We start from the raw sequence: 24,367 nt of genomic DNA on the forward strand, positions 1-24,367 counted from the left end.
AGCAAGGCAGCGTCGTCATCCTGACGTCCGGCACGACCGGACGCCCGAAGGGCGCGGCGCGTTCGAGCGACGCCGCCGGCGTCGAGGCGGTGGCTGCGGTGCTCGACCGCATCCCCCTGCGCCTCGGCGACACCCAGGTCGTGGCGGCACCGCTCTTCCATTCGTGGGGGCTCAGCCACCTGCTACTTGGGCTGGCCCGCTGCACGACGAACGTGCTGGCCCGGCGCTTCGACCCGGCCGCCGCGCTCGAGTCGGCGCAGCGACACGAGGCCGACGTCCTGGTGGTGGTCCCGGTGATGCTGTCGCGATTGCTCGCGGTGCCCGCACCGACGCCGCACGTGCGCGTGATCGCGTCGAGCGGATCGGCGATCGGCAGCAAGCTCGTCACCGACGTGCTCGACCGGTTCGGCCCCGTGCTCTACAACCTGTACGGCTCGACCGAGGTGGCGGTCGCCACGATCGCCGTGCCCGCCGACCTCGCCGAGGCCCCCAGCACCGCGGGCCGGCCGGCGCTCGGTGTCCGCGTCGAGATCCTGGACGAGCAGGGTGCACCAGTGCCGGACGGAACGATCGGTCGGGTGTTCGTGGGCGGTTCGATGGGGTTCGACGGCTACACGAACGGTGACACCAAGGAGCAGCACCGCGGCCTGCTGTCGTCGGGCGACCTCGGCGTGTTCCGCGACGGCCTCCTCTTCGTCGAAGGACGCGAGGACGACATGATCGTGTCGGGCGGCGAGAACGTGTTCCCGATCGAGGTCGAGGACCTCCTGCAGCATCACCCGGCGATCGCAGACGTGGCGGTCGTCGGCGTCGACGACGACGAGTTCGGCCAGGTGCTCGCCGCCTTCGTCGTGCCCGCCGAGGGCGACCACGATCTCACCGAGGACGCCGTGCGCTCCCACGTGCGCGACCAGCTCGCCCGACACAAGGTGCCGAGACGCGTCGCGTTCCTCGACGAGCTCCCGCGGAACCCGACGGGGAAGGTGCTCAGACGCCAGCTGGCCGGGATGCGGTGACCGCCGGCCCTCTTGCGTGCCCTGTCCTCGATCAGGACGTCGTGACCGTCTCGAACTCGACGTGCCGCTCGCCGCTGGCCTGGTCGACCGTGACGCGGAACCGGTAGGCCTCGTTGAGGCCGCGCCTGCCGCTGTGCGTGAACACGAGCACGCGCTCGCCGTCGGTGCGGACGTGGATGATGCCGAAGTTCGTCCGCTCGAAGCCCTTGAACTGCCCGGGAGGGTCCTCCTCGCGTGGGACGCCGCTGAAGAGCTTGCGGAGCTCGTCGCCGGTGAACTGCTGGTCCGGGCGGGCAGCGAAGTAGTCGGCGAGATCGTCTCTCGTGTAGCAGTCGTCGCGGTACCGGAAGAACGCGGTCAGCTCGGTCGAGAAGAGCAGCCCGGTGTCGCCGCGCATGCTCTGCCCCAGCGCCGCCATCAGCGTCGCCCGCGGGTGGATGTACTCGACGAAGGCGTTGTCGTCGCCACTGCTCACGGCGGCGACGACCGGCCGCGTCGACCGGAGCGCCTCGAGGTCGAACTCGTGCGAGCCGTGGTGCGGCGCCTTCACGAACTCGCCTTCGAGCACTGCGGTGTCGACACGGTCGCGCAGCATCCGCATCGACTCGGTGTTCATGTCGCCCGTCAGGACGAATCGCACGTTCTTGTAGGTGAGGCGGAGCCCGATCGAGTGGCCGTTGATCGTGTGCGACAACGACGGGCTGCCCTCGCCGGCGCCGCCCCGTTCGAGGTGGATCTCGGGGGTCTTCGACGGGGCCGGGAACCAGCGCAGCGCCGCCATGTCGGCGCCGTTCGCCGGATCGGGCACCTGCTCGACGAACGGCCCGAAGATGTCGACGTCGATGCCGTCGCCGGAGAGGAAGCCGAACACGTCGTCCGGGTCCATCGATGCGTCCACGCGCCGGAACTCGATCGGGCCACGGGTCTCCCAGTGGTCGAGTGACGTCGCGAAGTGCTTGAACGGCTGGGACATGGCGGCCTCGCCCGCCTCGCGCGGGTCGTCGAAGAGGTCGACGGCGTAGCGACGACCGTCATGGTCGATCGACCGGCCCAGCCGATCGGCGTCGGGCACGGTGGTCGGCGCCTTCACCAGTCCGTTCGAGAAGATCCGGCGCGGCCGGATCGGCACCCGCTTGTGCGCCTTCCTGCTGGGCAAGCTCTCGGATCGCCGGAGGTCGTTCAGCCCGTCGAAGTGGTCGGCGTCGCCGTGCGTGACGATGATCGCCGCGACGTCGAGCGGATCGTCGGGGGTGGGATGCCGGTGGCGGAACCGAGCGGCGACGTGTCGTGCGAACATCTGGTTGTCACCGGCGTCGACGAACACGATCTGACCGCCGGGGGTCTCGATCACCATCCCGTCACCCTGCTGCACGTCGACCATCGAGACCCGCATGACCGGTTCGTCGCGCAGCCTCGTCGTCGCCTTGACGAAGCCGAACTCGTCGCCGTCGCCCCAGTTCAGGACGATGACCGGCAACCAGTCGTCGTCCGGTTGGTGGTCGTCGAGGAGCTCGACCTCGTCGCCGAAGCACAACGTGCGGCGTGCATCGGCGCTTGCCGACCGGTCCCTCCTGACGATCACGAAATCGTCGTCGATGAACTTGCGCGTCATGGCCACCCCCGTCCCCCGGTGACCGTACAGGTGCAGGTCGGCGACGCCCGGCAATTGCCGGCCGCAACCACCGCGACGGTCAGGCGACCGCCGCGTCGATCTCGGCGCAGACCTCGTCGCTGAGGGCCCCGATGACGTCGAGCGCATCGAAGTTCTCGACGACCTGGCTCGGGCGGCTCGCCCCGGTGATGACGCTCGACACCATCGGGTGCTTGGTGCACCATGCGAGCGAGAGCTGCGCCATCGAGCACCCGAGCCGATCGGCGATCGGCCGGAGGCGCTCGGCACGGTCGATCGCCGACGGGTCGGTGAGCTGCTCGGCGAGCCACTCGTACCCGGCGAGCGCGCCGCGGCTGTCGGCCGGCACGCCGTCGCGGTACTTGCCCGTCAGCAGTCCGGACGCAAGCGGGCTCCAGATCGTGTTCCCGTAGCCGGTGTCGGCGTGCAGGCGCGCGTATTCGCGCTCGACCTTGTCGCGCTCGAGCAGGTTGTACTGCGACTGCTCGGTGACGGGCGGATGGAGGTGGTGGCGATCGGCGATGTCGATGGCATGCCGGATCTCGTCGGCGTCCCACTCGCTCGTGCCCCAGTACAGCGCCTTGCCCGAGGCGACGATGTCACTCATCGCCCGGACGGTCTCCTCCATCGGTGTGTTCGGATCGGCCCGATGGCAGTAGAGGACGTCGACGAAGTCGAGCCCGAGGCGTTCGAGCGACCCGTCGATGCCCTGCATGAGGTACTTGCGGTTCAGCGTGTGGTGCATGTTCGGGTCGTCCCGATGGATGCCCCAGAAGAGCTTGGTCGTCAACACGTACGACCAGCGCGGCCAGCCGAGCTCGCGGAGGGCGTGACCCATGATCTCCTCGCTGCGGCCACCTGCGTAGACCTCTGCGTTGTCGAAGAAGTTGCAGCCGGCGTCATGGGCGGCCTGGAGGCATTCGAGCGCCAGATCGTCGTCGATCTGGTTGTCGAACGTCACCCAGCTGCCGAAGCCCAGCACGCTGACCTTGACGCCGGCCGTGCCCAGCCGGCGGTACTCCATCTTGTCGTTCGGGATCGCCATGCGGACGACCCTACGGCGGCAGCCCGTCGGGACGACAGCCGGTTGCGACGGCGACCGGTTCTGCCGGGCGGCCGGTTTGACCACGGCCGGCGACGGGACTGTCGGCTACTGCGAGAGCTGGCTGATCGCGGCGCGGTCGGCTGCGATCTGGGTCGCCATGGTGTCGAGCACGTCGCTGCGCGTCTTCGCCACCGTCTTGGCGTACGACGGTGGGTCGAGCGTCTCGGCCAGCTCGGTCGCCGCCGCGACGGCGCGATCGAGCACCTCGTCTTCGGCGACCACCTCGTCGAGGAACCCGACGTCGACGGCATCGGCCGGTGCCGTGAGACGGGCGTTCGCCGTGGCACGCGGGAAGTGCCGACGGCTGAGCCGGTCGGCGGCGATGGTCAGCGCCCAGTCGGGCAGGACCATCTTGATGGCGACCTCGTTGAGCCCGATCTTGGCGGGCACGTCGGCCCCGATGCGGACGTCGCAGCCCAGGAGCGTGAGCGCCCCGGCGGCCACCGCGTGGCCGGTGCAGGCCGCCACGACCGGCACGCCGCACCCCCAGAGCGTCCTGACCATGTCGCCGCCGTCGGCGACGAGCTCGATGATCGACGCGAAGTCGTCGCCGAACATCACCCCGAGATCGAACCCGCCCGAGAAGCGGCCCGGGCGCCCGTGCAGCACGACCGCGCCGAGGTCGGCGTCGGCTTCGGCTTCGCGCACCGCGGCGATGATCGCCGCGATGAGCTCGAACGACAGCGCGTTCGCCTTGCCGTCGTCGAGATGGAGGACCATCACCGGGCCGCGGCGTTCGATCGTCAGTGCATCGCTCGACATGCCGCGAACGTAGGCCGCACCCGTCGAGCCCTCCCAGCCGAGCGCCGTGCGTGGACGCCGGCGTCAGCCGGACGAGCGGTCGAACGCCCCGGCGATCGAATGCGCGAGGAACAGCGCTGAGCCCGCCACGAACAACCAGGCGCCGAGCGTGTAGCGATCGTCGTCGAGGAACGACAGGCTGCCCATCAAGAACAAGAGGCTCGCCACGACGAGCATCCACGGGCCCGCGAGGCGCATCATCGACCCGGCGGCCGCACCGTGATGCCGGCGGCCGCCATCACCTCCTTCGCCTCGGCGATGGTGTGCTCGCGGAAGTGGAAGATCGACGCCGCCAGCACGGCGTCCGCGCCGCCGACCGTGACCCCCTCGGCCAAGTGCTCGAGCGTCCCGACGCCCCCGCTGGCGATCACGGGCACCGGCACCGAATCGGCGATCGCCCGGGTCAGCAGGACGTCGAAGCCCGCACGGGTGCCGTCGCGGTCCATCGAGGTGAGCAGGATCTCGCCGGCGCCGAGCTCGACGGCCTGCTTCGCCCACGCCTCGGCGTCGATGCCGGTCGGCGTGCGGCCGCCGTGCACGTAGACCTCGAAGCCGTCGACGACCGGGTCGGCACGGCGCTTCGCATCGATCGCGCAGACCACGCACTGCGAGCCGAACTCGGCCGCGATCTCCGAGATCAGCTCGGGAAGCCGCACGGCTGCCGTGTTGACGCTGACCTTGTCGGCACCGGCCCGCAGCATCCGGCGGGCGTCCTCGAGGGTTCGGATGCCGCCACCCACGGTGAACGGGATGTACACCTGCTCGGCGACCCGGTAGACCATGTCGACCGTGGTCGCGCGGTCGTCGGAGGACGCCGTGATGTCGAGGAACACCAGCTCGTCGGCCCCTTCGGCGTCGTAGCGGGCCGCCAACTCGACGGGGTCGCCTGCGTCGCGCAGGTCGACGAAGTTCGTGCCCTTGACGACCCGGCCACCGGTGACGTCGAGGCACGGGATCACGCGTGCGACCTGCATCATGCACGCTCCAGAGCGGCCAACGCCTCGGCCACCGAAAACCGGCCCTCGTACAGGGCCTTGCCGGTGATGATGCCGCCGAGACCTGGTATCGCTGCCAGCTCGACGATGTCGTCGAGCGAGGCCACCCCGCCGCTCGCGATCACCGGGACGTCGGTGGCGGCGACCGCCGCCGACAGGCCACCGATGTCGGGGCCGCTGAGCATGCCGTCGCGCCCGATGTCGGTGATGACGAACGCCGCCGCGTCGGGGAACCGATCGAAGGCCTCGTCGAGACGCACGCCGCTGCCTTCGGTCCAACCGTGCACCGCCAACTCGCCGTCCCGATGGTCGAGACCGACCGCGACGTCGACGACTTCGCTCGCACGACCGACGAGCTCGGGCTCGGCGACGGCGGCCGACCCCATGACGACACGGGCGACGCCGGCAGCTGCCAGCGCCCGGGCGTCGGCCACGGTGCGGACGCCGCCACCGTTCTGCAAGCGCGCGCGGTCGCCGAGCTCACCGGCGATCGCCGCCACGATCGGGCGATTGACCGGGTCGCCCGATCGTGCAGCGTCGAGATCGACGACGTGGATCCACGGTGCGCCCGCATCGGCGAACGACCGGGCGACGGCGACGGGGTCGTCGCCGTACACCGTCTCCGCGTCGTAGTCACCCTTGGCGAGGCGCACGACGCGCCCACCCCGGAGGTCGATCGCCGGGTAGAGGTCGACCATCGGGCTCACACCCGCGCCTCGGCACACACGGCGACGTAGTTGGCGAGCAGCTGGAGGCCCGTGGGCCCCGACTTCTCGGGGTGGAACTGGGTTGCGAACACGTTGTCGTGCCGGAACGCGGCGTTGAGCGTGCCGCCGTACTCGCACGTGGCGGCCACAACCGATGCGTCGTCGGGCACGCCGTGCAGAGAGTGCACGAAGTAGACCCACGGCTCGTCGCCGAGGTCGGCGAGCATCGGGTCGTCGGGGCGCGTGGGGACCAGCCGGTTCCACTGCATCTGCGGCCGCTTGACGCCCGGCGGGATCCAGGTGATCACCCCGGGGATGATCCCGAGCCCGCGCACCGCGTCGTCCTCCTCGCTGCGGTCGAAGAGCATCTGCATGCCGACGCAGATGCCGAGGAACGGCCGACGCGAAGCGACCGCCTCGACGACCGGTTCCTCGAGCCCCGTGGCCCGGAGCGCGCCCATACACGCGCCGAACGCACCGACTCCAGGGAGCACGACTCCGTCGGCATCGGCGACCAGCGAGGCGTCGTCGGTGAGGCGCGCATCGGCGCCCATCTTCTCGATCGCCTTCTGCGCCGAGTGCATGTTCCCGATGCCGTAGTCGACGACGGCGATCAGCGGGCGCGCGCTCACCGGCGGAGCCCCCGAGCCGGTCGAACAACCGTCATCGCCCGCACCTCTACAGCACACCCTTCGTCGAGGGCACACCACCGGCACCGTCGACGCGGACGGCGTCGCGCAGCGAACGCGCCAGCCCCTTGAACGTGGCCTCGATGATGTGGTGCACGTTTCGGCCGCGCACGAGCTCGACGTGCAGGGTCATCGCCGCGGCGGCGGCGAACGACGACACCGCGTGTTCCGCCAGCTGCGGGTCGAAGGGCGGCTGCCCGAGCGGCAGCACCTCGGGCATCGGGACGTGCCATTCGACGTGGGCGCGACCCGACAGGTCGAGCGCGACGTCGACGAGCGCCTCGTCCAGGGGGTAGCGACCGCTGGCGAACCGGCGGATGCCGGCCTTGTCGCCGAGGGCCTCGCGGAACGCCTCGCCGACGGCGATCGCGACGTCCTCGACCGTGTGGTGCGTGTCGATGTGCAGGTCGCCCGTGGCGTGCACGTCGAGGTCGAACCCACCGTGCCGCCCCAGCTGGTCGAGCATGTGGTCGTAGAACGGGATCCCGGTCGACACGTCGGTGCGACCGCTGCCGTCGAGATCGATCGACACCTCGATCGAGGTCTCCTTGGTCGAGCGCGAGCGGTGGGCCGAGCGGGTCATACGAGGATCTCCCTGAGAGCATCGAGGAACGCGTCGTTCTCGTCGACCGTGCCGATCGTGACGCGCAGGCAGTCGGCGAGGCGTGGCCAGCCCGAGCAGTCGCGCACGAGCACGCTGTGGTCGAGCAGCCGCTGCCAGAGCTCGCGCCCGGCAATGGTCTGCGGGCGGAACAGGATGAAGTTGGCGCCGCTCGGCGTGACGTCGATGGGCATCGCCGCGAGCGCCTCCGAGAGCCGCTCCCGCTCGCTGACGATCTGGCGGACCCGGTCGTTCATGTCGTCGACGTATCGGAGCGCGAGGCGGCCGGCGATCTGCTTGGCGGTGTCGAGGTGGTACGGCAGCACGACCTTCTCGAGCTCGCGCACGAACCAGGTCGGGCCGATCGCGTACCCGAGGCGTACGCCGGCCATGCTCCACGTCTTCGAGAACGTCCTCGTGACGACGAGCGGGCGGTCGTCGTCGACCAGGGTGAGCGCCGACCAGTCGGCGAACTGCGCGTACGCCTCGTCGGCGACGACGAGGCCGGCATCGAGGTCGAGCAGCTGCTCGACCCGATCGGCCGGCTCGACGAGCCCGGTCGGATTGTTGGGCGACGTGAGGAACGTCACGCTGGGCCGCGATGCGGTGACGACCCGCTCGGCCTCGGCAGGATCGAGGGTGAAGTCGTCGTTGCGGTCGCCCTCGACCACGGTCGACCCGACGACGCGCGCGATCTGCGCGTGCATCTGGTACGTCGGTTCGAAGGTGGCGACGGTGCGACCGGCACCGGCATACGTCAGCAGGATGGTCTGCAGCACCTCGTTCGAGCCGTTCGCGGCGAACACCATCTCGGGCGAGACGCCGTGCCACGCGGCGATCGCCTCCCGCAGCCCGTCGGCAGTGCGATCGGGGTACCGGTGCCACTCGACGCGCGACAGCTCGGCCGCAAGCGCGTCGCGCCACTCGACCGGAGGCGGGAAGGGCGACTCGTTGGTGTTGAGGCGCACGCGGACGTCGACCTGGGGCGAGTGGTAGCCCTCGAGGGCACGCAGGTCGTCGCGGACCGGAAGCACGCCGAGGAGGCTACCGACCGGCTTCTGCGGCACGAGCACACGTTGCGGCGAACCTCGCGGGCACCGTGGGGCGCGGACCCGACACCGATCGGGGCCGGAGCGAGCCGGCGGCGCCGGGCCGCGGTCGGCTGCGCCGGTAGCTTGGCGGCGATGCCGAGCTCCGACCCCGCCAGCGCGTCCGCCGAACTCCACGTGATCGCCGACACCGTCGAGCGCCAGCGCGAGCGGGTCGCCGCCATCGCCGAACCGTTCCTCGGCACCGAACGCGAGGACGTCGTCACCGCCGTGCACGAGGCCGAACGCCAGCTCCACGTCGCGGCGCGGGCGTTGCGCCGGGCCCTCAAGACGCTCGACCGCTGAGGCGCCGCGCCAGGCCACGGACGCCGAGCCCCCGCACGTCCGAGCTGCGACCGCCGACCCCTCCACCGCCGAGCCTCGAACGCCCGGCTCGAACACCGAAGCTCGACCGCCGACGCCGCGTCGGTCCGAAAACGGGGATGACCCCCCGGAAACCCGGAGGGTCATCGAACCCGTGAGTGGGCCAGGCGGCGGATCCCGGCGCTCACTCCAATCCAGGTGGCGGGAACCTGGGTGTCCACATTGTGACAGCCGCCACTCCGCGCATCAAACATCCCCGCCTGCACCAACCGTCAATTTCCAGTCAGCATGTACAAGCCTCTGCAAGGGAAATCACCGTGACTGTGCAATCGCCGCAATCACAATGTTCTCGGCGTCGCGCCGCGCTCGACCGGGCCGACCCGGTCGCCTCCATCGCATCGTGCGAACGAGGGCCGGATACTGTGCTGACGATGCGCCTGGTGGAGGTGATGCGTCGGCTGACCGACGACGAACGGCGGGAGATCGTCACGTTCGTCGACGACGTCGCAGCCGTGATCGGGCGCCGTCCGCTCAGCGACCATCTCTGGCTCGACCTGCTCGCCGGCGACACCGACGGCCTGCTCGCCACTCGGGTCGCCGACACCACGGGCACGCTCGCCTACGGGCAGATCTCGGCGACGAACGAGTCGGCTGCCCTCGAAGTCGTGCTCCGGCCCGGCCTCGACGACGGCACCCGGATCCGCGACGACGTCGTCGAGACGGCCGTCGATGCGTTCCGTGCGACCGGGGGCAGCACCTTGACCTGGTGGGTGGACGGGCCCGACGACAGCGCCGCGCAGCTCGCAGCCACGGTCGGCCTCGAACCGGCGCGGACGTTGCTCGAGATGCGACGGCCGCTGCCCAACGACGACCATGCCACGGTCGACACACGGCCGTTCCGCGTCGGCGCCGACGAGGCAGCCTGGTTGGACGTCAACAACCGGGCGTTCGCGGAACACGCCGAGCAGGGCGGCTGGAGCGCCGAGACGCTCGCCCTGCGGCTCGCGGACCCGTCGTTCGACCCGACCGGGTTCCGACTGCACGAGCGAGACGGGCGACTCGCGGCGTTCTGCTGGACGAAGCTGCACACCGACGTCGACCCCGTCGTCGGTGAGATCTACATCATCGCCGTCGACCCGGACCTCCACGGTCTCGGGCTCGGCAAGCAGCTCACGCTCGCCGGCCTCGACTCGATCGCCGCGCGCGGCGTCACGGTCGCCAACCTCTACGTCGACGCCGCCAATAGCGTGGCGGTCGGCATGTACGAACAGCTCGGGTTCACGGTGCACCGCACCCGGCAGGCCTTCACCGGCACGTTCGACGACTGACCACCAGACCCCATCCCGAGACGGAGCAACGCCAATGCCGCATTCACCGCACCCCCCGGACGCCGCAGGCGGGGCCGACGCCCCAGGCGCCGTCGCCGACCTCCCGCGTTGGAGCGTCGCCGATGTGCACGAGTCACTCGATTCGCGCAGCTTCATCGAGGCGATGGAACGGGTCGGCGCGAACGCGACGCGGTTGGTCGCGCTGTTCGACGAGCACCACATCAGAGCGGTCGAACCACGAGCTCCGACCGCCGCCGACGGGGAGGCCGCCGATGCGGTGATCGCCGCCTACAACGCCTTCGCAGCGGAGTTCCAGGAGGTCGGCGCCGTCGTCTACGCGACGTTCACGACCGACTCCCGTGACGAACGAGCCCAGGCCCTGGTGAGCCAGCTCGACACGCAGGAGGCGACGATCGCGCCGCTGCTGGCGCGGCTCGCCGACTGGGTCCACGCGCTCGGCGTCGACGGCCTCGCGTCGGTCAGCCACGAGGTCGCGGCACACGCCGGCCCGCTGGCCAGGCTCGACGTGCGCGCTGATCATCAGATGAGCGAGGTCGAAGAGCAGCTGTACGCCGAGCTGTCGACGACGGGGTCGTCGGCGTGGGGACGCCTGCAGGCCGATGTGACGTCGCAGCTGTCGGCCGACGTCGAGTTCCCCGACGGCACGGTCGAGACGCTGCCGATGCCGGCGATCCGCGGGCTCGCCTCCTCGACCGATCCGGCGACCCGACGAGCTGCCTACGACGCCGAGATGACTGCCTGGCCGGAGGTCGCGACATCCGTGGCGGCGGCGATGAACGCGATCAAGGGCGAGGCCAACACCGTCAACCGGCGTCGCCACTGGGATGCACCTCTCGATGCCTCGTTGTTCGCCAACAGCGTCAGCCGTGCGACGTTCGATGCGATGCAGTCGGCGGTGGCCGAGGCGCTCCCCGACTTCCGCCGCTGGATGCGCACCAAGGCGCAACTGCACGGCCACGCCGGAGGCCTGCCCTGGTGGGACCTGGTCGCGCCGCTCCCCGACGTTTCGACCTCGCTCTCGTGGAACGACGGCATCGACTGGGTGCGGACGGCATTCGCCACGTACAGCAACGAGCTGGCCGGCCTGGTCGACCGCGCCCTCGCCGAGCAGTGGATCGACGCCGAGCCTCGCGACGGCAAGACCGGCGGGGCGTTCTGCATGTCGTTCACGGGCGATCGCTCGCTGGTGCTCTTGAACTGGTCGGGATCGGCCGAGTCCGCCCAGACCACCGCCCACGAGCTCGGCCATGCGTTCCACAACACGACGCTCGCACCACGCACCGCCCTGCAGAAGCGGGTCCCGATGGCGCTCGCAGAGACGGCGAGCATCTTCTGCGAGACGCTCGCGGTCGAAGCCGGCCTCGCGCGGCTCGAAGGCGGCGATCGGCTCGCGCTGCTCGACGTCGACCTCGCGGGGTCGAACCAGGTGGTCGTCGACATCCACTCGCGCTTCCTGTTCGAGACCGAGGTGTTCCGCCGCCGCGCGAACGGGGCGCTGGGCATCACCGAGCTCAACGACCTGATGCGAGAGTGCCAGGCCGAGGCCTACGGCGACGGCATCGACCTCGACACGCGCCACCCGTACATGTGGATCCTCAAGCCGCACTACTACGGGTCGCACTTCTACAACTGGCCGTACACCTACGGGCTCCTGTTCGGACTCGGGCTCTACGCACAATTCCAGGCCGACCCCGAGAAGTTCCGCTCCGGCTACGAAGGCCTGCTGTCGCGGGCCGGCATGGACACCGCCGAGGAGCTGGGCGCGGCGTTCGGGCTCGACGTCACGGACGGCGCGTTCTGGACGGCCAGCCTCGACGTCTGCCGCGACCGGATCACCCAGTACGAGCAGCTCGCCGACCGCTGAGACATGGCCACCACCCGCTACGACGTGAGCCGCGAGGAGCTGGCGCAGCTCGTCTCGGGGCCGTCGTATCGGGTCGACCAGGTGTGGAGCGGGCTGTACGACCAGTGCACCGAGCCCGAGGCGTGGACCAACCTGCCGAAGGCCATGCGCGTCGACCTCGCCGAGCAGCTCCCCGGCGCACTGGCGCCCGTCACCGAGTCGGTGAGCGCCTCGGGCGACACGGTGAAGTTCCTGTGGGAGCTCGACGGCGGGAGCCGTGTCGAGACCGTGCTGATGCTCTACCGCGACCGAGCCACGGTGTGCATCTCGAGCCAGGCGGGCTGCGCGATGGCGTGCGGCTTCTGCGCCACCGGGCAGGCCGGATTCACCCGCCACCTGACGACGGGTGAGATCGTCGAGCAGGTCGCCCGTGCCGTGCGGCGCGCCCGCGAGCTCGGGCGACGGGTCTCGAACGTCGTGTACATGGGAATGGGCGAGCCGATGGCGAACGAGGCGACCGTCTGGCGATCCGTCGAGCGGCTCCACGCCGACTTCGGTCTGTCCGCTCGCCACATCACGATCAGCACCGTCGGCATCGTCCCCGGCATCCGGGCGCTCGCCGATCGCCCGTTGCCGGTCAACCTCGCCGTCTCCCTGCACGCGGCGAACGACACCCTGCGCGACGAGCTGGTCCCGATCAACCGGCGCTACCCGATCGACGACCTGCTGGCGGCCTGCAACGACTACCTGGCGGTGAAGAACCGGCGGATCAGCTTCGAGTGGGCGATGATCGACGGTGTCAACGATCGCGACGGTGACGCCGCCGAGCTCGCCGCGCTGTGCCGTCGGCTGCGTCCCCGCGCCCACGTCAACCTGATCCCGCTCAACCCGACACCGGGGTACCCGACCCGCGGGTCGAGCCTCCGCCGGGTCCACGAGTTCCGTGATCTGCTCGAGTCGCTCGGCGCCAACGCCACGGTCCGGCAGAACAGGGGCACCGAGATCGACGCGGCCTGCGGGCAGCTCGCCGCCGGGCAACCGGTCACGCTCGGCCGAACCGGTGCGGCCGGCGAACCGGGCTGATCGGTCAGGCGGTCTCCTCGCGGCGTTCGAGGTACCGCGGGTTGGCGACCGCGAGCTTGTCGCGCACACTCGCCCAGACCAGCTCGCGCACCTCGTCGAACCGGTCGTCGAGCTGCCCCGATCTGATCCGCGCCGCGAGGTCGGCGTCGTCGGCGACGCCGAACCGACCGAGCCGTTCGCGGTGTCGGACCGCCTGCTCGGGGCCGAGGGAGAGCTCGCGCTCGACGATGGCCAGCATGTTCGCGGCGACGCGGGCGTGAAACGGCGACGGCGTCAGGCCGTTCGCGAACCCGCCCTCGAGCCACTCGCGCACCGCCTCGAGCAACTCGGCTGCGCTGGGGGCATCGTGCGGTTCCATCACCACCGACCCTCGAGCGCCAGGAACAGGTCGTGCTCGGTCTCACACACCCGCCGGCCGATCGCCGCCAGCTCGTGGCTGCGCATCACACCCGAGCGGTGCACGTGGGCTTGCATCACGCAGATGATCCCCCACCTGAGGATGCCGGCGACCTCCCACCAGCGGACGACGTCGCGGTCGACCTCGACACCGGACTCCTCTGCGTACGCCGCGAACAGCTCGTCCCGCGTCGCGAGACCGGCGGCGGGCAGCGGCGAGCCGAACCGCCACGCGGGCACGCACATCCAGGCGAGATCCTCCATCGGGTCGCCGACGTGGGCGAGCTCCCAGTCGATGACGGCGGCGAGCCCGTGCTCGTCGACGATCGCGTTGCCCATCCGGTAGTCGCCGTGCACGACACACGTGCGCTCGCTCGGCGTCGGCCGGTGTTCGTCGAGCCAGCGGAACGCGAGCTCGAACGCAGGGTGGGGCTCACCGATCTCGTCGAGCCGGCCGCGGTACTCGCCCAGGGCGTCGACCGGTTCGAGCCCGGCCACGGTGTCGACGTCGATGTCGTGGAGACGGGCGAGTGCGCGCCCGAGCTGACCGGCGAGCCGCGGCCGGGCGTCGGCGAAGCGGTCGTCCCGGAGGATCTTGCGGGCGATCGTCTCGCCGGGCACGAGCCGAGTGACGAGGGTTGCGATCCCGGCATCGTCGTCAGGTGGTCCGCGGAAGGCGACGACCTCGGGCACCGGCACCCCCGCAGCGGCGGCCGACCGCAGCACCGCAGCCTCGACCGCCATGTCGCGTTCGGCCTCGGGCCGCTGCCGCTGGACGACGAACGTCTCGTCACCGACCGCGACGCGCCACGTCGCACGGGACGCGCCACCGGTCAGGCGGACGACGTCGCCGATCGCCAACTCGTCGAACAGGTCACGCAGCACCTGGCGGACCGCCTCGTCGGGTGCCGGCGGCGCGTGTTCGACCACGCGGACCACTGTCGCGGATCAGCAGCCGGCGGCCCGCACCGAGGGGTACGGGTTGACCGGGACACCGCCGTTGGGGCGGATCTCCAGGTGCAGGTGCGGCACGCCGGTCGCATTGCCGGTGTCGCCGACGTAGCCGATCACCTGGCCCTGCGCGACTCGACCGGGTAGGCCTTCGTAGCGGTCGAGGTGGGCGTAGTAGTAGCGGTTGCCGTTGTCGCCCTGGAGCGAGACCGTGATGCCGCCGAGGCGGTTGTTGCGGTGGGCGACGGTCCCCGAGATGACCGCGACGAGCGGCGTGCCGGTCGGCGCGAGCATGTCGACGCCCTGGTGGCGGCGGCCGCCGCTGCGCGGCGCACCCCACGTGTCGCCGTACGCGGACGGACCGGCGACCGGGCAGACGATCGTGTCGACGAAGCCGGAGCCGGTCGCTCTCGGATTGGTGCCCGAGCCACCGCCGCCGGTTCGACCTCCCGCCTCGCCGCCGCTGGCGCCCTGGCGGCCGGTGGTGTTGCCGTCGGAGGAGCCGGCGGTCACCGCGGCGACGCCGACCGCACCGGCGTTCGCAGCGGCCACGCGGGCGGCCTCGGCGCGGCGCCGTTCGAGCTCGGCGAGCTGGCGGGCCTCCTCGGCCTGCTGCGCGGCGAGCGCGATGGCGACGGCCTCGTCCTCCAGCCGCTGCGACTCGATCTCGCGGAGCCGCTCGACCTCGGCCTCGGCGTCGGCCTGGAGCTGGACGAGCTGCTCCTTCTGGCGCTCGAGCGCGGCCTCGTTGTCCTCGAGCTCCTCGCGCTTCTCACGAAGCCGGTCACGGGCGGCGTCGTAGTCGTCGAGGGTGGTGGCCCCCGACTCGGCCACGACGGTGGCGAGCACGTCGCCGTGGAGTTGCTCGGTGGGCTCGCGCAGGTCGGTGAGGATCGGGATCCCCGACGAACCGCTCGACACGAACCGGTTGATCGCCACGAACTCGACGGCACGTCGCAGCTCCTCGACCTCCTCGGCGAGCGCCTCGAGCTCGAGCTGGAGCCGTTCCTGCTCGAGCAGCAACAGTTCGAGCTGCGACTCGGCGGCGAAGAAGTCATCGGCAGCCTGGTTGGCCCGATCGCGGGCCGCGGCGATCTCGCGGGCGGCACGCTCCGCGGCCTCCTCGTCGGTCTGGGCGACGGCGGGCGCGGCGACGCCGGCCAGCAACACGGCGCAGCACAGTGCTGCGATGGTTCGACGGGCCGCCGTGGTCATACCGTCACGCAGCGTACCGTGTGTTGCAGTTGCGTTACGGGCATCCCCACACATCTGTATCGGCAGCTACACACGCTGACGTGAACGCGACCATGCCGCTCGAGCTGGAATCGATCGTGTTCGAGCGCGACGGGCGCCGGATCCTCGACGACATCACGCTGCACGTTCGAGCCGACGAGCACTGGGTGGTGCTGGGCGCCAACGGCAGCGGCAAGACGACGCTCCTGCGCATCGCCTCGATGTACGAGCACCCGTCGTCGGGCACGGTCAGGGTCCTCGGCGAGGAGCTCGGCCGGACCGACGTGCGGCGGCTACGTCGGCGTGTCGGTTACGCCTCGGCTGCGCTCGCCGGCGAGTTCCGGCCGACCCTCACCGCGGTCGAGATCGTGATGACGGCGAAGTTCGCCGCGCTCGAACCGTGGTGGCACCGGTACGACGAGACTGACCGTGCACGCGCATGTGAATGCCTCGAGCGGATGGGCGTCGGCCGCTTCGCGGACCGTTCGCTGGCGACGTTGTCGTCCGGCGAGCAACAGCGGGTCTTCCTCGCCCGGACGTTGATGAACGATCCGGGTGTGATCGTGCTCGACGAGCCGTCGGCGCGCCTCGACCTCGGTGGGCGGGCACAGCTGGTCGATGCGCTCGGCGACCTGGCGCTGCACGGCGCACCGTTCCTCCTCGTCACCCACCACGTCGACGAGATCCCCGACGGTGTCTCGCACGCGCTCCTCCTCCGCGACGGCACGGCGGTCGCGCAGGGCCCGATCGACGAGGCGCTGACGGGGGCGACGCTCAGCGACTGCTTCTCCATGCCGCTCGAGCTCGGCCGCCGGCCCGACGGTCGCTGGTCGACCTGGACGTCGGCCTCCGGCGGCTGACGGTCGGGCCGGACAGGCCTGGCCGCCCGCCGGGCTCACGGCGCGACGAGGCGCGTGAGTCCGGTGCGGCCGCGACGGATCTCCTCGTCGAGGACCCGCTCGAGGATGCCGCCGACCCACAGGCGGCCGTCGTAGGCCAGGTGCATCGTGACCTGGGTGCCTTCTTCGACCGGTTCGAGCTCGGCGCGCAGCGCCCACCGAGCATGCTCGCGGCCATCCTGCTCGGCGCGCTCGAAGACGGCCAGCCGTTCGTCGACGAGGTCGATGCGCTGCATCCGCAGCTGCTTCGATCGTGCGACCGGGCCGACCCGTGCCCGCAACTCGACCAGCCACGCCGGGCGGTCGGCCTCGCCGCCGTCGGGCACTGCCTGATGGACCAGCCCGAGCCACGACGGGTACGCGTCGAGGCGGGCGACGTGCGGGAACACGATGGCGGGTGCTGCCGGGACGACGACCGACTCGGAGGTTCGCATCTGGGTGGCGTCAGTGCTTCGGGCGGTCAGTGCCCCGGAACGCCCGCGCCAGCAACGGGCTGTTCACCTCGAGCAGGCCGTCGAGGTCGTCGCCCGTGTCGAAGTCCGGCTGCCAGGGCTCGGGGGCCGGCTCGTCGTACGCGTCGACCGGCTCGACATCCTCGCCGTCCGGTCGTTCGATCTCACCGGTCCCGTCGATCGTGAGCTGCTCGACGCCGCCGTTGCCCCGACGCCTCGCCCGCCGGGCCCGGGCCGGTCGCGCCGCTCGCTGCTCGTCGGGAGACGCCTTCGCCGCGAACAGGCGCGGCACGTCCTCGCGGAGATCGTCGAGCGTCCAACCACGGGGCACCACCATCGCGTCGGCGTGGCGGCGGCAGAGCACGTTCGGGTGGGGCGCGGTGGTGTCGGCGAGCGCCGCGATCCAGAACAGGAGGTCCTCGGGCACCATGCCGTACGCAACAGCGCCATCCTCGGAACATCCAGGACGTTCACACAGCCGCGACACGCCACGAATCTACCGGCCGCCCACGCCGCGAAGCGGTACCTCGTGCGGGGTCGCTCCTAATCGGGCGACATGTACGGCTTGTCGTGCTCGGGCGGCGGCGACTCGAGCGATGCCCGCTCGACGACGTGGAATCGTCGACCGGTCACCGCGTCGGGCTCGATGCGCACGATGTCGGGCTTGGGGGCCGCATGCCACGGGAACAGCGGCAGGTCCTCGGCCTCGAAGTACTCCATCATCTGCTCGACCTGGCGGGCACGGCCCTTGACGACGACGCTCCACGCATCGCCGGCCATCGGGTCGTAGCCGTCGATCTCGAACGCGACACCCTGACCGAGCACCGAAGCGGCGAGCTTCGTGCCCGCGCCGGTGCGGAACACGATCGTGTTGCCGTCGACGACGTAGTTGATCGGGAAGATATCGGGGTAGTTCGCGATCGAGATCGCGAGGCGTCCGACCTCGCCGGCGCGGAGCAGGCTCCAGCACTCGGCCTCGCTCAGCTCGTTCATGCCCTCGGGCAGGTGTGGCTCGCTCGTTCCCATACCTCATAGTGTGCCGGGCCCACCGGCGATGTCCAGTGACCAAGGTCCGCGCGGAGCGAAGGCGGATCGCCCGCACGAGGGCGGTCGCGCAGGCGGTGAACGATCGGCCGGAACCCGGGGCACCGCTGGCGAGCGCCCGCGGCGCAGGAACGTTGGCGGCGGCAAGTACCGCACCGCGCGGCCCACGGGAACAAAGAACAGACTGGCCCCAGCCTGGAGCACGCTCGACCCAAGCCTCCACGGACGTGCCGCTCAGCGGCGAGGACGATTGACCGCTGGCAGGTCAGGGGCGAAGATCGGTGGTGGAGGATCGATCGAACGATGGGCCTGATGAGCGACCGGATCTCTCAGACCCCTACGACCAGGGATCGGGTCGTGAGCTGCGACTCGGGGCCAAGGACACGATCGGCTCGGACGCGACGTCTTTGCTGCGGAGCTGACTTCAGGGTTCGCAGTGTGAACTGTCACGGCCTCTCGCCGGGAGGTGGACCTTGAGAGTCATCGAGCACCGGCGCTCGGCCGGCAAGGGGTCAGCGATCGTGTTCATACACGGTCTCGCTGGCAGCGGACACGGTTGGGGGAAGTTCCCGACTCTCGCCGTGCAGGACGTGCGGCTGAACGCTTGGGATGTCTTCGCCTTCGACTGGACGACTGGTGTATCACCATTGGCCGGCTTGTTGATTCCGTGGAAGCGGTTCCCGCAACTGAGCACCGTGGCGATCTCGCTCTCCACAACCCTTGACGTCGCGCTGGAGGGCTACGAACACCTTGCGCTCGTGGCGCGCGACGCTGGCGGGCTGGCCACAATGCGGGCCGTGCTCGACGATGATGTGGCGCGAGCACGATTGGCGGCGCTGGTCCTTCTCGGAGTGCCCTTCCGCGGGTTGAAGACCTACTGGTGGTATCCCACCTATCGCCTTCATGTCCAACTACGGGACCTCGCGGCAGGCAGCGAGTTCATCGCCCGGTTGGGTGCTGACTGGACCGAGAAGATCGGCGAGAACCCGCCGTTCTTGCTGCGCGCGGTGCATGGAGAATCTGAGGCAGCAGTGTTCCCGTCGGAGACGACTCTCGGAGGCTTCCCGAGCAGGTTTCGTGACGTCATTGGCTCGAGCCACACCAGCCCAGACGATGCCGACGACGCAACCTACACGTTCGTCTCGTCGCTTCTAGCGGACCAACCCTGCGGCGGGCCTGTGTTCGTGAGCTACGCCCACGAAGACCGCCCCATTGTCGAGCGCATCCGGAGCCACCTCGAGGGCTCGGGGGTCGACACCTGGGTCGACCAACACGATCTGAGACCCGGCGACAAGTGGCTGCTCGAGCTCGATCAGGCAGTGGATTCTGCCTCAGCGGTGCTCTTCGTCGTGTCGTCGAACTCACTGGAAGCGATCGAGCGAGACCGGTTCCTGAAGCGCGAGTTGCAGGACTGCCTGGAAGCGACGAGCCGTCGGCGGCGTCCATTGATTCCTGTCGTGGTGGGCGAGACGCCGTTGCCGCCGCAGCTCACGAAGTACCAGTGGGTAGACATCGACGATCCCCACGGGATGGAATCGCTAGTTGCAGCGCTCCGAGAACATGTGCCTCCCGCTGGCTCGGGAACGCGCACCACCCAGTAATCCGGCCTGCGCCTGGTCTGGGGCCAGGTCGACGTGAACCCCTACGTTCGCAGGGCGCACCGAGTCCGAACGGCGACGGGCTGCCATCGCAGAGCGAGACAGGCAAGTCGACAACCCACAGCATCGGTCGATGCTGAGGGGCCTGACACGAGGTGGGCGATATTGGACTCGAACCAACGACCCCTGCCGTGTGAAGGCAGTGCTCTAGCCATCTGAGCTAATCGCCCTTGCGAGGATGGGAGGCTAGCAGCCGGCCCTGCGAATCGCTCTCGCCGCGGATGCGCAACGGCCGACGCTGCGACCTCAGCCGGCGGTGATCGAGCCGACGGTCGTGCCGCCGCCGAACGGGATCGCGACGCACACGTAGCGGCCGCGCTGGGACTCCCACGTCGCGCGCGTCGGCGCCACGGGCACGAGGCCGAAGCGGTCGTCGTCCAGCGCCCCTGCGCACCGCTCCTCGATCGTGGCGAACAGCTCGTCGTCGTCGGGGTAGGGCCGGCCGCCGTCGGGGTTGAGGTCGCCGACCGCCACCGCCTCGGCCTCGTGCGGTTCGTCGCACGACGTGGTGTCCACGGCGTCGAGCTCGCCCTCGTCGCCGTCGGCATCGAGGTCGAAGCACGTGCCCGGCAGGAGGTCGACGATCGTGGTCTCGGACGACGACGTCGCGACCAGGATCACGGCGATCGCCACGGTCGCGATCGCGGTCACCGCCATCATCAGCCCGAGCAGGCCGCTCCGCCCCACGTCAGGCTCGGATGCAGACCGTGCCGAGCCCCAGCCGGTCGCGGTAGCCCATCGTGTCGGCGGGGCACCGGGCATCGGTCGGGATCACGAGGTCGACGACGATGTCGTCGCTGCCGGTGCAGGCGATCTCGCGCACGTCGCCGTTCGCCTCGATCTCGACGCAGGAGCCGTTGCGGAGGATGCCGTCGGGCGGCTCCTCCGACGGCGGATCGGTGAAGGCCGCCGCGACGAGCACGACCGCCGAACCGAACGCCGCCACGACAAGCATCAGCTTCCACGGGAAGCGCGCCGGCCCGGCCGGCGACAGCGGGGTGTGGCGTGGCGGCGCGGGCGCATCCCACTCGTCGGTCCAGTCGTCGCTCGCCGGGTCGGGGTCGGCGGTGGTGACGGTCGGTCCGGCGAGGGACCGGTCGTACACGGCCCGCCGACCCGGATCACAGAGGACACGGTAGGCCTCGTTGACCGACGACATCACGTCGCCCGGGTGCGCGCCCGCCCCGACACGATCGGGGTGGTGCCGGCGCGCCCGCTCGTGGTACGCCGCCCGGATCTCCTCGGGCGTCGCTCGGCGTGACACGCCCAGGACCTCGTAGTGCGTTGCGATCCGCCCAGGTTACGAGCGAAGCCGTGCCGACACGAGTGCAGCATCGGACCTCCGGCCTGAATCGGACGACCTGGCGGCGGTGAAGACAGTCGTGGCCGGAGGACACTGCCAGTCAGCGCATCCTCCGGCCACGTGGCGGTCCATGGCGTTCCCGCGGGCTCCGGGACCACAACCGTTGCCCACACCATGGTCGCTTGGCGAACAGTGTAGATCAGTATCGACGTTATGGCCGTGCAAGAAACCGGAAAATTCCGTCAGCTGATCAAAGCAGGCCCTGATCAGGGCGAACGCGAGACGTGACGACGGACACACCGTTTCGGAGCGACGCAGGGGCACACCGGCTGCTGCGACCGGTCGCCCACGCGCCGGCGTGGCGAGCCGTCACCGCCAGCTCGGCGCGCCGGATCGACCAGTATGTGGGGCATGTCTGATCCCGTCATCACGACCGTGGGGGTACCCCGAGAGCTCAAGACCGCCGAGCATCGGGTCGCCATGACGCCCGACGGCGTCCGCGAGCTCGAGCGTCACGGGATCAACGTGTTCGTCGAAGCCGGCGCCGGCGAGGGCGCCTCGATCACCGACGGCGACTACCGGGCCGCCGGTGCCGACATCGTGCCGACCGCCGCCGATGCGTGGTCGCAGCAGATGGTGGTGAAGGTGAAGGAGCCGCTCGAGTCCGAGTTCGCGTTCCTCCGGCCGGATCTGACCTTGTTCACCTACCTGCACCTCGCTGCGTACCCGGCCGTCGCCAACGCCTTGCTGGACGCCGGCACCACCGCGCTCGCGTACGAGACCGTGCAGACGGAGGACGGCGCACTCCCGCTGCTCGCGCCGATGAGCGAGGTCGCGGGGCGGCTCGCCACCCAGGCGGGCGCCCACTACCTGGAGCGCCACAACGGCGGCCGCGGCGTGCTGATGGGCGGTGCGCCCGGCGTCCGCCCGGCCAAGGTCGTCGTGCTCGGTGCCGGCAACGTCGGGTGGAACTCCGCGTGGATCGCCGCCGGCATGGAGGCCGAGGTGATCCTCATCGACAAGGACCTCGACCGCCTCCGCTACGTCGACCAGATCCACAAGGGCCGCATCATGACCCTGGCGTCGAACCGGGGGGCGATCGAACGCAGCATCGCCGAGGCGGACCTCGTGATCGGCGCGATCCTCGTGGCCGGCGGACGGGCGCCCGTGGTCGTCAGCGAGGACATGGTCCGGTCGATGAAGCCCCGCGCCGTGATCGTCGACGTCGCCGTCGACCAGGGCGGCTGCATCGAGACGATCCGCGAGACCACGCACGAGGAACCGACCTACGTCCAGCACGGCATCGTGCACTACGCCGTCGGCAACATGCCCGGCGCCGTACCCCACACGTCGACCTACGCGCTGACCAACGCGACCCTTCCGTACATCCTCGAAGTCGCGACCGAGGGCGCGGCCGGCGCCTCGCACCGCGACGCCGCGCTCGCGCTCGGGGTCAACACGGTCGGTGGTCGCGTCACCAACGGCCCCGTCGCCGAGTTCCTCGGCGTCGAGTGGGTCAATCCGCTCGCGGCGTTCGCGGGGTAGCTTCGGCGCCGATGCGATCCTCACTCGGCGAGCTGCTGGCGCTCGATCGGCCGCTGCTGGCCGACGGCGCGACCGGCACCAACTTCTTCGGCATGGGGCTCGGTCCCGGCGAGCCGCCCGAGCTCTGGAACACTGACCAGCCCGAGAAGGTGCGCCGGCTCCACGACGACTTCATCGCTGCGGGCGCCGACATCATCCTGACCAACACGTTCGGCTGCAACCGGTACCGGCTCCAGCTCCACGGCGCCGAGGACCGCACGCGGGAGATCGCCGAGGCGGCCGCGACGATCGCAGGCGCCGCAGCCGACGCGGTCGACCGCCCGGTCGTGGTCGCCGGGTCGGTGGGACCGACGGGAGAGCTGCTGGCGCCGCTCGGGACGATGACCGAAGCCGATGCCCGGGCCGCGTTCGTCGAGGAGATCGAGGGCCTTGCGGCCGGTGGCGCCGACGTCGCGTGGATCGAGACGAAGTCGGCGCCCGGCGAGATGCGCGCTGCGGCACAGGCGGCGATCGACGTCGGCCTGCCCTACACGGTCACCGGGTCGTTCGACACCGCCGGCCGCACGATGATGGGTCTGCGTCCCGGCGAGCTGGCCGATGTCTTCGCCGGGCTGCCGGTGGCGCCGCTCGCGATCGGCGCGAACTGCGGCGTCGGTGCCTCCGACCTCCTGGTCGCCATCCAGCAGATGGGCACCGACGACCACGTCGTCATCGCCAAGAGCAACTGCGGCATCCCGCAGTTCCGCGGCGCCGACGTCGAGTACACCGGCGACCCGCCGCTGATGGGACGGTACGCCACGCTCGCCGTCGACTCCGGTGCCCGCATCATCGGCGGGTGCTGCGGCACGTCGCCCGAACACCTCGCCGAGATGCGCCGCCGCCTCGACGAGCACGAGCGCGCGCATCAGCCGACGCTCGACGAGATCGTCGCCCACGTCGGGCCCCTCACCAACACCGCGGCCAGCGCCGGAAGTGACGATGCACCAACCCGCAACCGGCGCCGACGACGCGGCTGATCTCCGGCCTGCCGTGGCAGCGACACGGCACGTAAGGTGACGAGATGGCGACGTTGGCGACCGAGCTCGACCTCCCCGACCTCAGCTGGCTCGACGACCCGAGCATCCCGCACGAGGAGCATCGCCGCGCCACCAGCGAGGCGGCCGAGGAGCATTGGCTCGTCCGCAACATCTTCGGGTTCACCGTGCTGCACTACGACGACGTCGTTGCGATGCTCCGCGACAAGCGGTGGCACAGCGCGTCCGGTCAGATCCTCGAGCTGTCGGGCATCGACAACCCCGAATGGCTCGCCCGCCGCCGCACGTCGATCCTGTCGGCCGAGGGCGACGAGCACACGCGCCTGCGACGGCTGGTCGGGCCCGCGTTCTCGCCTCGTCACGCCGACGCGCTCCGGCCGTACATGCGCGAGGTGGTCAACGAGCTGCTCGACCCGATCACGCCGACGGGCACGGCCGACTTCGCGGTCGACTTCTGCGAGCCGTACCCGATCCCGATCATCTGCGAGCTCTTCGGCGCACCGAAGGAGGACTGGCAGCTGTTCTCGGACTGGGCGACCGACATCTTCCGGATCTTCAACGGCAACCTCGAAGAGGACATGCCGGCCATCATCAAGGCGCAGGACGAGCTCGACGAGTACG

26 protein-coding genes, 1 tRNA gene and 1 pseudogene are annotated in these 24,367 nt (G+C 70.5%); 10 read left to right on the top strand and 18 right to left on the bottom strand.

Annotated elements, in window-relative coordinates:
- The coding region (locus tag QNJ12_RS16460) for an AMP-binding protein (protein ID WP_300624200.1) at positions 1–1,016 on the top strand (1,016 nt) is incomplete at its 5' end.
- Between the two features lie 31 nt (positions 1,017–1,047).
- On the opposite strand, the gene QNJ12_RS16465 is transcribed toward QNJ12_RS16460, so the two are convergent.
- The 9 genes from QNJ12_RS16465 to hisC all read right to left on the bottom strand — a co-directional run bounded on the left by QNJ12_RS16465 (position 1,048) and on the right by hisC (position 8,611).
- Positions 1,048–2,628 carry an MBL fold metallo-hydrolase gene (locus QNJ12_RS16465; RefSeq protein ID WP_300624202.1) on the bottom strand — a complete coding sequence of 527 codons (1,581 nt, stop codon included), beginning with the start codon at positions 2,626–2,628 and terminating at the stop codon, positions 1,048–1,050.
- 79 nt (positions 2,629–2,707) lie between these two features.
- A complete protein-coding gene (locus QNJ12_RS16470; protein WP_367281802.1) occupies positions 2,708–3,670 on the bottom strand; it encodes a potassium channel beta subunit family protein in 963 nt (320 codons plus the stop codon).
- Between the two features lie 126 nt (positions 3,671–3,796).
- Entirely contained in the window at positions 3,797–4,513 is a 717-nt protein-coding gene (locus tag QNJ12_RS16475) for a crotonase/enoyl-CoA hydratase family protein (RefSeq protein WP_300624204.1), read from the bottom strand.
- A gap of 63 nt (positions 4,514–4,576) precedes the next feature.
- Positions 4,577–4,753, bottom strand: coding sequence for a YrhK family protein (locus QNJ12_RS16480; RefSeq protein WP_300624205.1), 177 nt, complete (start codon positions 4,751–4,753; stop codon positions 4,577–4,579).
- Entirely contained in the window at positions 4,750–5,526 is a 777-nt protein-coding gene (gene hisF / locus QNJ12_RS16485; RefSeq protein WP_367281803.1) for an imidazole glycerol phosphate synthase subunit HisF, read from the bottom strand. The genes QNJ12_RS16480 and hisF overlap by 4 nt, the downstream gene beginning before the upstream one ends.
- On the bottom strand, positions 5,526–6,245 hold the full coding sequence (locus tag QNJ12_RS16490; protein WP_300624207.1) for a HisA/HisF-related TIM barrel protein: 720 nt from the start codon (positions 6,243–6,245) through the stop codon (positions 5,526–5,528). The genes hisF and QNJ12_RS16490 overlap by 1 nt, the downstream gene beginning before the upstream one ends.
- Before the next feature lie 5 nt (positions 6,246–6,250).
- Positions 6,251–6,886: an imidazole glycerol phosphate synthase subunit HisH gene (gene hisH / locus QNJ12_RS16495; protein ID WP_300624208.1), complete on the bottom strand. Its 636-nt coding sequence runs from the start codon at positions 6,884–6,886 to the stop codon at positions 6,251–6,253.
- A gap of 46 nt (positions 6,887–6,932) precedes the next feature.
- A complete protein-coding gene (gene hisB, locus QNJ12_RS16500; protein ID WP_300624210.1) occupies positions 6,933–7,526 on the bottom strand; it encodes an imidazoleglycerol-phosphate dehydratase HisB in 594 nt (197 codons plus the stop codon).
- Positions 7,523–8,611, bottom strand: a complete 1,089-nt coding sequence (gene hisC, locus QNJ12_RS16505; protein WP_300624212.1) for a histidinol-phosphate transaminase — start codon at positions 8,609–8,611, stop codon at positions 7,523–7,525. The genes hisB and hisC overlap by 4 nt, the downstream gene beginning before the upstream one ends.
- 117 nt (positions 8,612–8,728) lie before the next feature.
- On the opposite strand from hisC, the gene QNJ12_RS16510 reads away from it, so the two are divergent.
- From QNJ12_RS16510 to rlmN, 4 genes are all read left to right on the top strand, one after another.
- Positions 8,729–8,938 (top strand): hypothetical protein, encoded by a 210-nt coding sequence (locus tag QNJ12_RS16510; protein WP_300624213.1) that lies wholly within the window; start codon positions 8,729–8,731, stop codon positions 8,936–8,938.
- 449 nt (positions 8,939–9,387) lie between these two features.
- Complete coding sequence (mshD, locus tag QNJ12_RS16515; protein WP_300624214.1) at positions 9,388–10,284, top strand: mycothiol synthase; 897 nt, start codon at positions 9,388–9,390, stop codon at positions 10,282–10,284.
- A 34-nt stretch (positions 10,285–10,318) separates the two neighbouring features.
- Positions 10,319–12,169: a M3 family oligoendopeptidase gene (locus QNJ12_RS16520; RefSeq protein ID WP_300624216.1), complete on the top strand. Its 1,851-nt coding sequence runs from the start codon at positions 10,319–10,321 to the stop codon at positions 12,167–12,169.
- A 3-nt stretch (positions 12,170–12,172) separates the two neighbouring features.
- A complete protein-coding gene (rlmN, locus tag QNJ12_RS16525; RefSeq protein WP_300624218.1) occupies positions 12,173–13,231 on the top strand; it encodes a 23S rRNA (adenine(2503)-C(2))-methyltransferase RlmN in 1,059 nt (352 codons plus the stop codon).
- Between the two features lie 4 nt (positions 13,232–13,235).
- On the opposite strand, the gene QNJ12_RS16530 is transcribed toward rlmN, so the two are convergent.
- The 3 genes from QNJ12_RS16530 to QNJ12_RS16540 are packed head-to-tail and all read right to left on the bottom strand — an operon-like array spanning position 13,236 to position 15,793.
- The gene (locus QNJ12_RS16530; RefSeq protein WP_300624220.1) at positions 13,236–13,589 is read right to left on the bottom strand and encodes a DUF6285 domain-containing protein; all 354 of its coding nucleotides are present in this window, start codon (positions 13,587–13,589) and stop codon (positions 13,236–13,238) included.
- Complete coding sequence (locus QNJ12_RS16535) at positions 13,589–14,557, bottom strand: phosphotransferase family protein (protein ID WP_300624222.1); 969 nt, start codon at positions 14,555–14,557, stop codon at positions 13,589–13,591. The genes QNJ12_RS16530 and QNJ12_RS16535 overlap by 1 nt, the downstream gene beginning before the upstream one ends.
- An 18-nt stretch (positions 14,558–14,575) precedes the next feature.
- Positions 14,576–15,793, bottom strand: coding sequence for a M23 family metallopeptidase (locus QNJ12_RS16540; protein WP_300624223.1), 1,218 nt, complete (start codon positions 15,791–15,793; stop codon positions 14,576–14,578).
- 80 nt (positions 15,794–15,873) lie between these two features.
- On the opposite strand from QNJ12_RS16540, the gene QNJ12_RS16545 reads away from it, so the two are divergent.
- Entirely contained in the window at positions 15,874–16,671 is a 798-nt protein-coding gene (locus QNJ12_RS16545) for an ABC transporter ATP-binding protein (protein ID WP_300624224.1), read from the top strand.
- Positions 16,672–16,706: 35 nt separating this feature from the next.
- Here QNJ12_RS16545 and QNJ12_RS16550 read toward each other — a convergent pair whose 3' ends face one another.
- The 3 genes from QNJ12_RS16550 to QNJ12_RS16560 are packed head-to-tail and all read right to left on the bottom strand — an operon-like array spanning position 16,707 to position 18,188.
- Entirely contained in the window at positions 16,707–17,144 is a 438-nt protein-coding gene (locus QNJ12_RS16550) for an SRPBCC family protein (protein WP_300624225.1), read from the bottom strand.
- 10 nt (positions 17,145–17,154) lie between these two features.
- Positions 17,155–17,649, bottom strand: a complete 495-nt coding sequence (locus tag QNJ12_RS16555; RefSeq protein ID WP_300624227.1) for a DUF3499 family protein — start codon at positions 17,647–17,649, stop codon at positions 17,155–17,157.
- A 56-nt stretch (positions 17,650–17,705) separates the two neighbouring features.
- Complete coding sequence (locus QNJ12_RS16560) at positions 17,706–18,188, bottom strand: pyridoxamine 5'-phosphate oxidase family protein (protein ID WP_300624228.1); 483 nt, start codon at positions 18,186–18,188, stop codon at positions 17,706–17,708.
- Positions 18,189–18,787: 599 nt separating this feature from the next.
- Between QNJ12_RS16560 and QNJ12_RS16565 the strand changes: the two genes are divergently transcribed.
- Complete coding sequence (locus tag QNJ12_RS16565; RefSeq protein WP_300624230.1) at positions 18,788–19,807, top strand: toll/interleukin-1 receptor domain-containing protein; 1,020 nt, start codon at positions 18,788–18,790, stop codon at positions 19,805–19,807.
- Positions 19,808–19,960: 153 nt separating this feature from the next.
- On the opposite strand, the gene QNJ12_RS16570 is transcribed toward QNJ12_RS16565, so the two are convergent.
- From QNJ12_RS16570 to QNJ12_RS16580, 3 genes are all read right to left on the bottom strand, one after another.
- Positions 19,961–20,034, bottom strand: a tRNA-Val gene (locus QNJ12_RS16570).
- Between the two features lie 76 nt (positions 20,035–20,110).
- On the bottom strand, positions 20,111–20,551 hold the full coding sequence (locus tag QNJ12_RS16575; protein ID WP_300624232.1) for a septum formation family protein: 441 nt from the start codon (positions 20,549–20,551) through the stop codon (positions 20,111–20,113).
- A 1-nt stretch (position 20,552) separates the two neighbouring features.
- Positions 20,553–21,155, bottom strand: a complete 603-nt coding sequence (locus tag QNJ12_RS16580) for a J domain-containing protein (RefSeq protein WP_300624238.1) — start codon at positions 21,153–21,155, stop codon at positions 20,553–20,555.
- Between the two features lie 423 nt (positions 21,156–21,578).
- Here QNJ12_RS16580 and ald point away from each other — a divergent pair, with 423 nt between their 5' ends.
- From ald to QNJ12_RS16595, 3 genes and pseudogenes are all read left to right on the top strand, one after another.
- Positions 21,579–22,712: an alanine dehydrogenase gene (ald, locus tag QNJ12_RS16585; protein WP_300624234.1), complete on the top strand. Its 1,134-nt coding sequence runs from the start codon at positions 21,579–21,581 to the stop codon at positions 22,710–22,712.
- Positions 22,713–22,723: 11 nt separating this feature from the next.
- Positions 22,724–23,728, top strand: coding sequence for a betaine--homocysteine S-methyltransferase (bmt, locus tag QNJ12_RS16590; RefSeq protein WP_300624235.1), 1,005 nt, complete (start codon positions 22,724–22,726; stop codon positions 23,726–23,728).
- A gap of 44 nt (positions 23,729–23,772) precedes the next feature.
- A pseudogene (locus QNJ12_RS16595) lies at positions 23,773–24,367 on the top strand (cytochrome P450); the annotation flags it as partial.

Source organism: Ilumatobacter sp. (assembly GCF_030065885.1).
Taxonomy (GTDB): Bacteria; Actinomycetota; Acidimicrobiia; order Acidimicrobiales; family Ilumatobacteraceae; genus Ilumatobacter.

What these genes read in the sequence shown, in the direction of transcription:
- hisB (WP_300624210.1), bottom strand. Translation starts at nt 7,526, where the DNA reads ATGACCCGCTCGGCCCACCGCTCGCGCTCGACCAAGGAGACCTCGATC.
- mshD (WP_300624214.1), top strand. Translation starts at nt 9,388, where the DNA reads ATGCGCCTGGTGGAGGTGATGCGTCGGCTGACCGACGACGAACGGCGG.
- QNJ12_RS16470 (WP_367281802.1), bottom strand. Translation starts at nt 3,670, where the DNA reads ATGGAGTACCGCCGGCTGGGCACGGCCGGCGTCAAGGTCAGCGTGCTG.
- QNJ12_RS16510 (WP_300624213.1), top strand. Translation starts at nt 8,729, where the DNA reads ATGCCGAGCTCCGACCCCGCCAGCGCGTCCGCCGAACTCCACGTGATC.
- QNJ12_RS16520 (WP_300624216.1), top strand. Translation starts at nt 10,319, where the DNA reads ATGCCGCATTCACCGCACCCCCCGGACGCCGCAGGCGGGGCCGACGCC.
- QNJ12_RS16560 (WP_300624228.1), bottom strand. Translation starts at nt 18,188, where the DNA reads ATGGGAACGAGCGAGCCACACCTGCCCGAGGGCATGAACGAGCTGAGC.
- QNJ12_RS16475 (WP_300624204.1), bottom strand. Translation starts at nt 4,513, where the DNA reads ATGTCGAGCGATGCACTGACGATCGAACGCCGCGGCCCGGTGATGGTC.
- hisF (WP_367281803.1), bottom strand. Translation starts at nt 5,526, where the DNA reads ATGCAGGTCGCACGCGTGATCCCGTGCCTCGACGTCACCGGTGGCCGG.
- bmt (WP_300624235.1), top strand. Translation starts at nt 22,724, where the DNA reads ATGCGATCCTCACTCGGCGAGCTGCTGGCGCTCGATCGGCCGCTGCTG.
- ald (WP_300624234.1), top strand. Translation starts at nt 21,579, where the DNA reads ATGTCTGATCCCGTCATCACGACCGTGGGGGTACCCCGAGAGCTCAAG.
- QNJ12_RS16540 (WP_300624223.1), bottom strand. Translation starts at nt 15,793, where the DNA reads ATGACCACGGCGGCCCGTCGAACCATCGCAGCACTGTGCTGCGCCGTG.
- rlmN (WP_300624218.1), top strand. Translation starts at nt 12,173, where the DNA reads ATGGCCACCACCCGCTACGACGTGAGCCGCGAGGAGCTGGCGCAGCTC.
- QNJ12_RS16530 (WP_300624220.1), bottom strand. Translation starts at nt 13,589, where the DNA reads ATGGAACCGCACGATGCCCCCAGCGCAGCCGAGTTGCTCGAGGCGGTG.
- QNJ12_RS16490 (WP_300624207.1), bottom strand. Translation starts at nt 6,245, where the DNA reads ATGGTCGACCTCTACCCGGCGATCGACCTCCGGGGTGGGCGCGTCGTG.
- QNJ12_RS16465 (WP_300624202.1), bottom strand. Translation starts at nt 2,628, where the DNA reads ATGACGCGCAAGTTCATCGACGACGATTTCGTGATCGTCAGGAGGGAC.
- QNJ12_RS16480 (WP_300624205.1), bottom strand. Translation starts at nt 4,753, where the DNA reads ATGATGCGCCTCGCGGGCCCGTGGATGCTCGTCGTGGCGAGCCTCTTG.
- QNJ12_RS16550 (WP_300624225.1), bottom strand. Translation starts at nt 17,144, where the DNA reads ATGCGAACCTCCGAGTCGGTCGTCGTCCCGGCAGCACCCGCCATCGTG.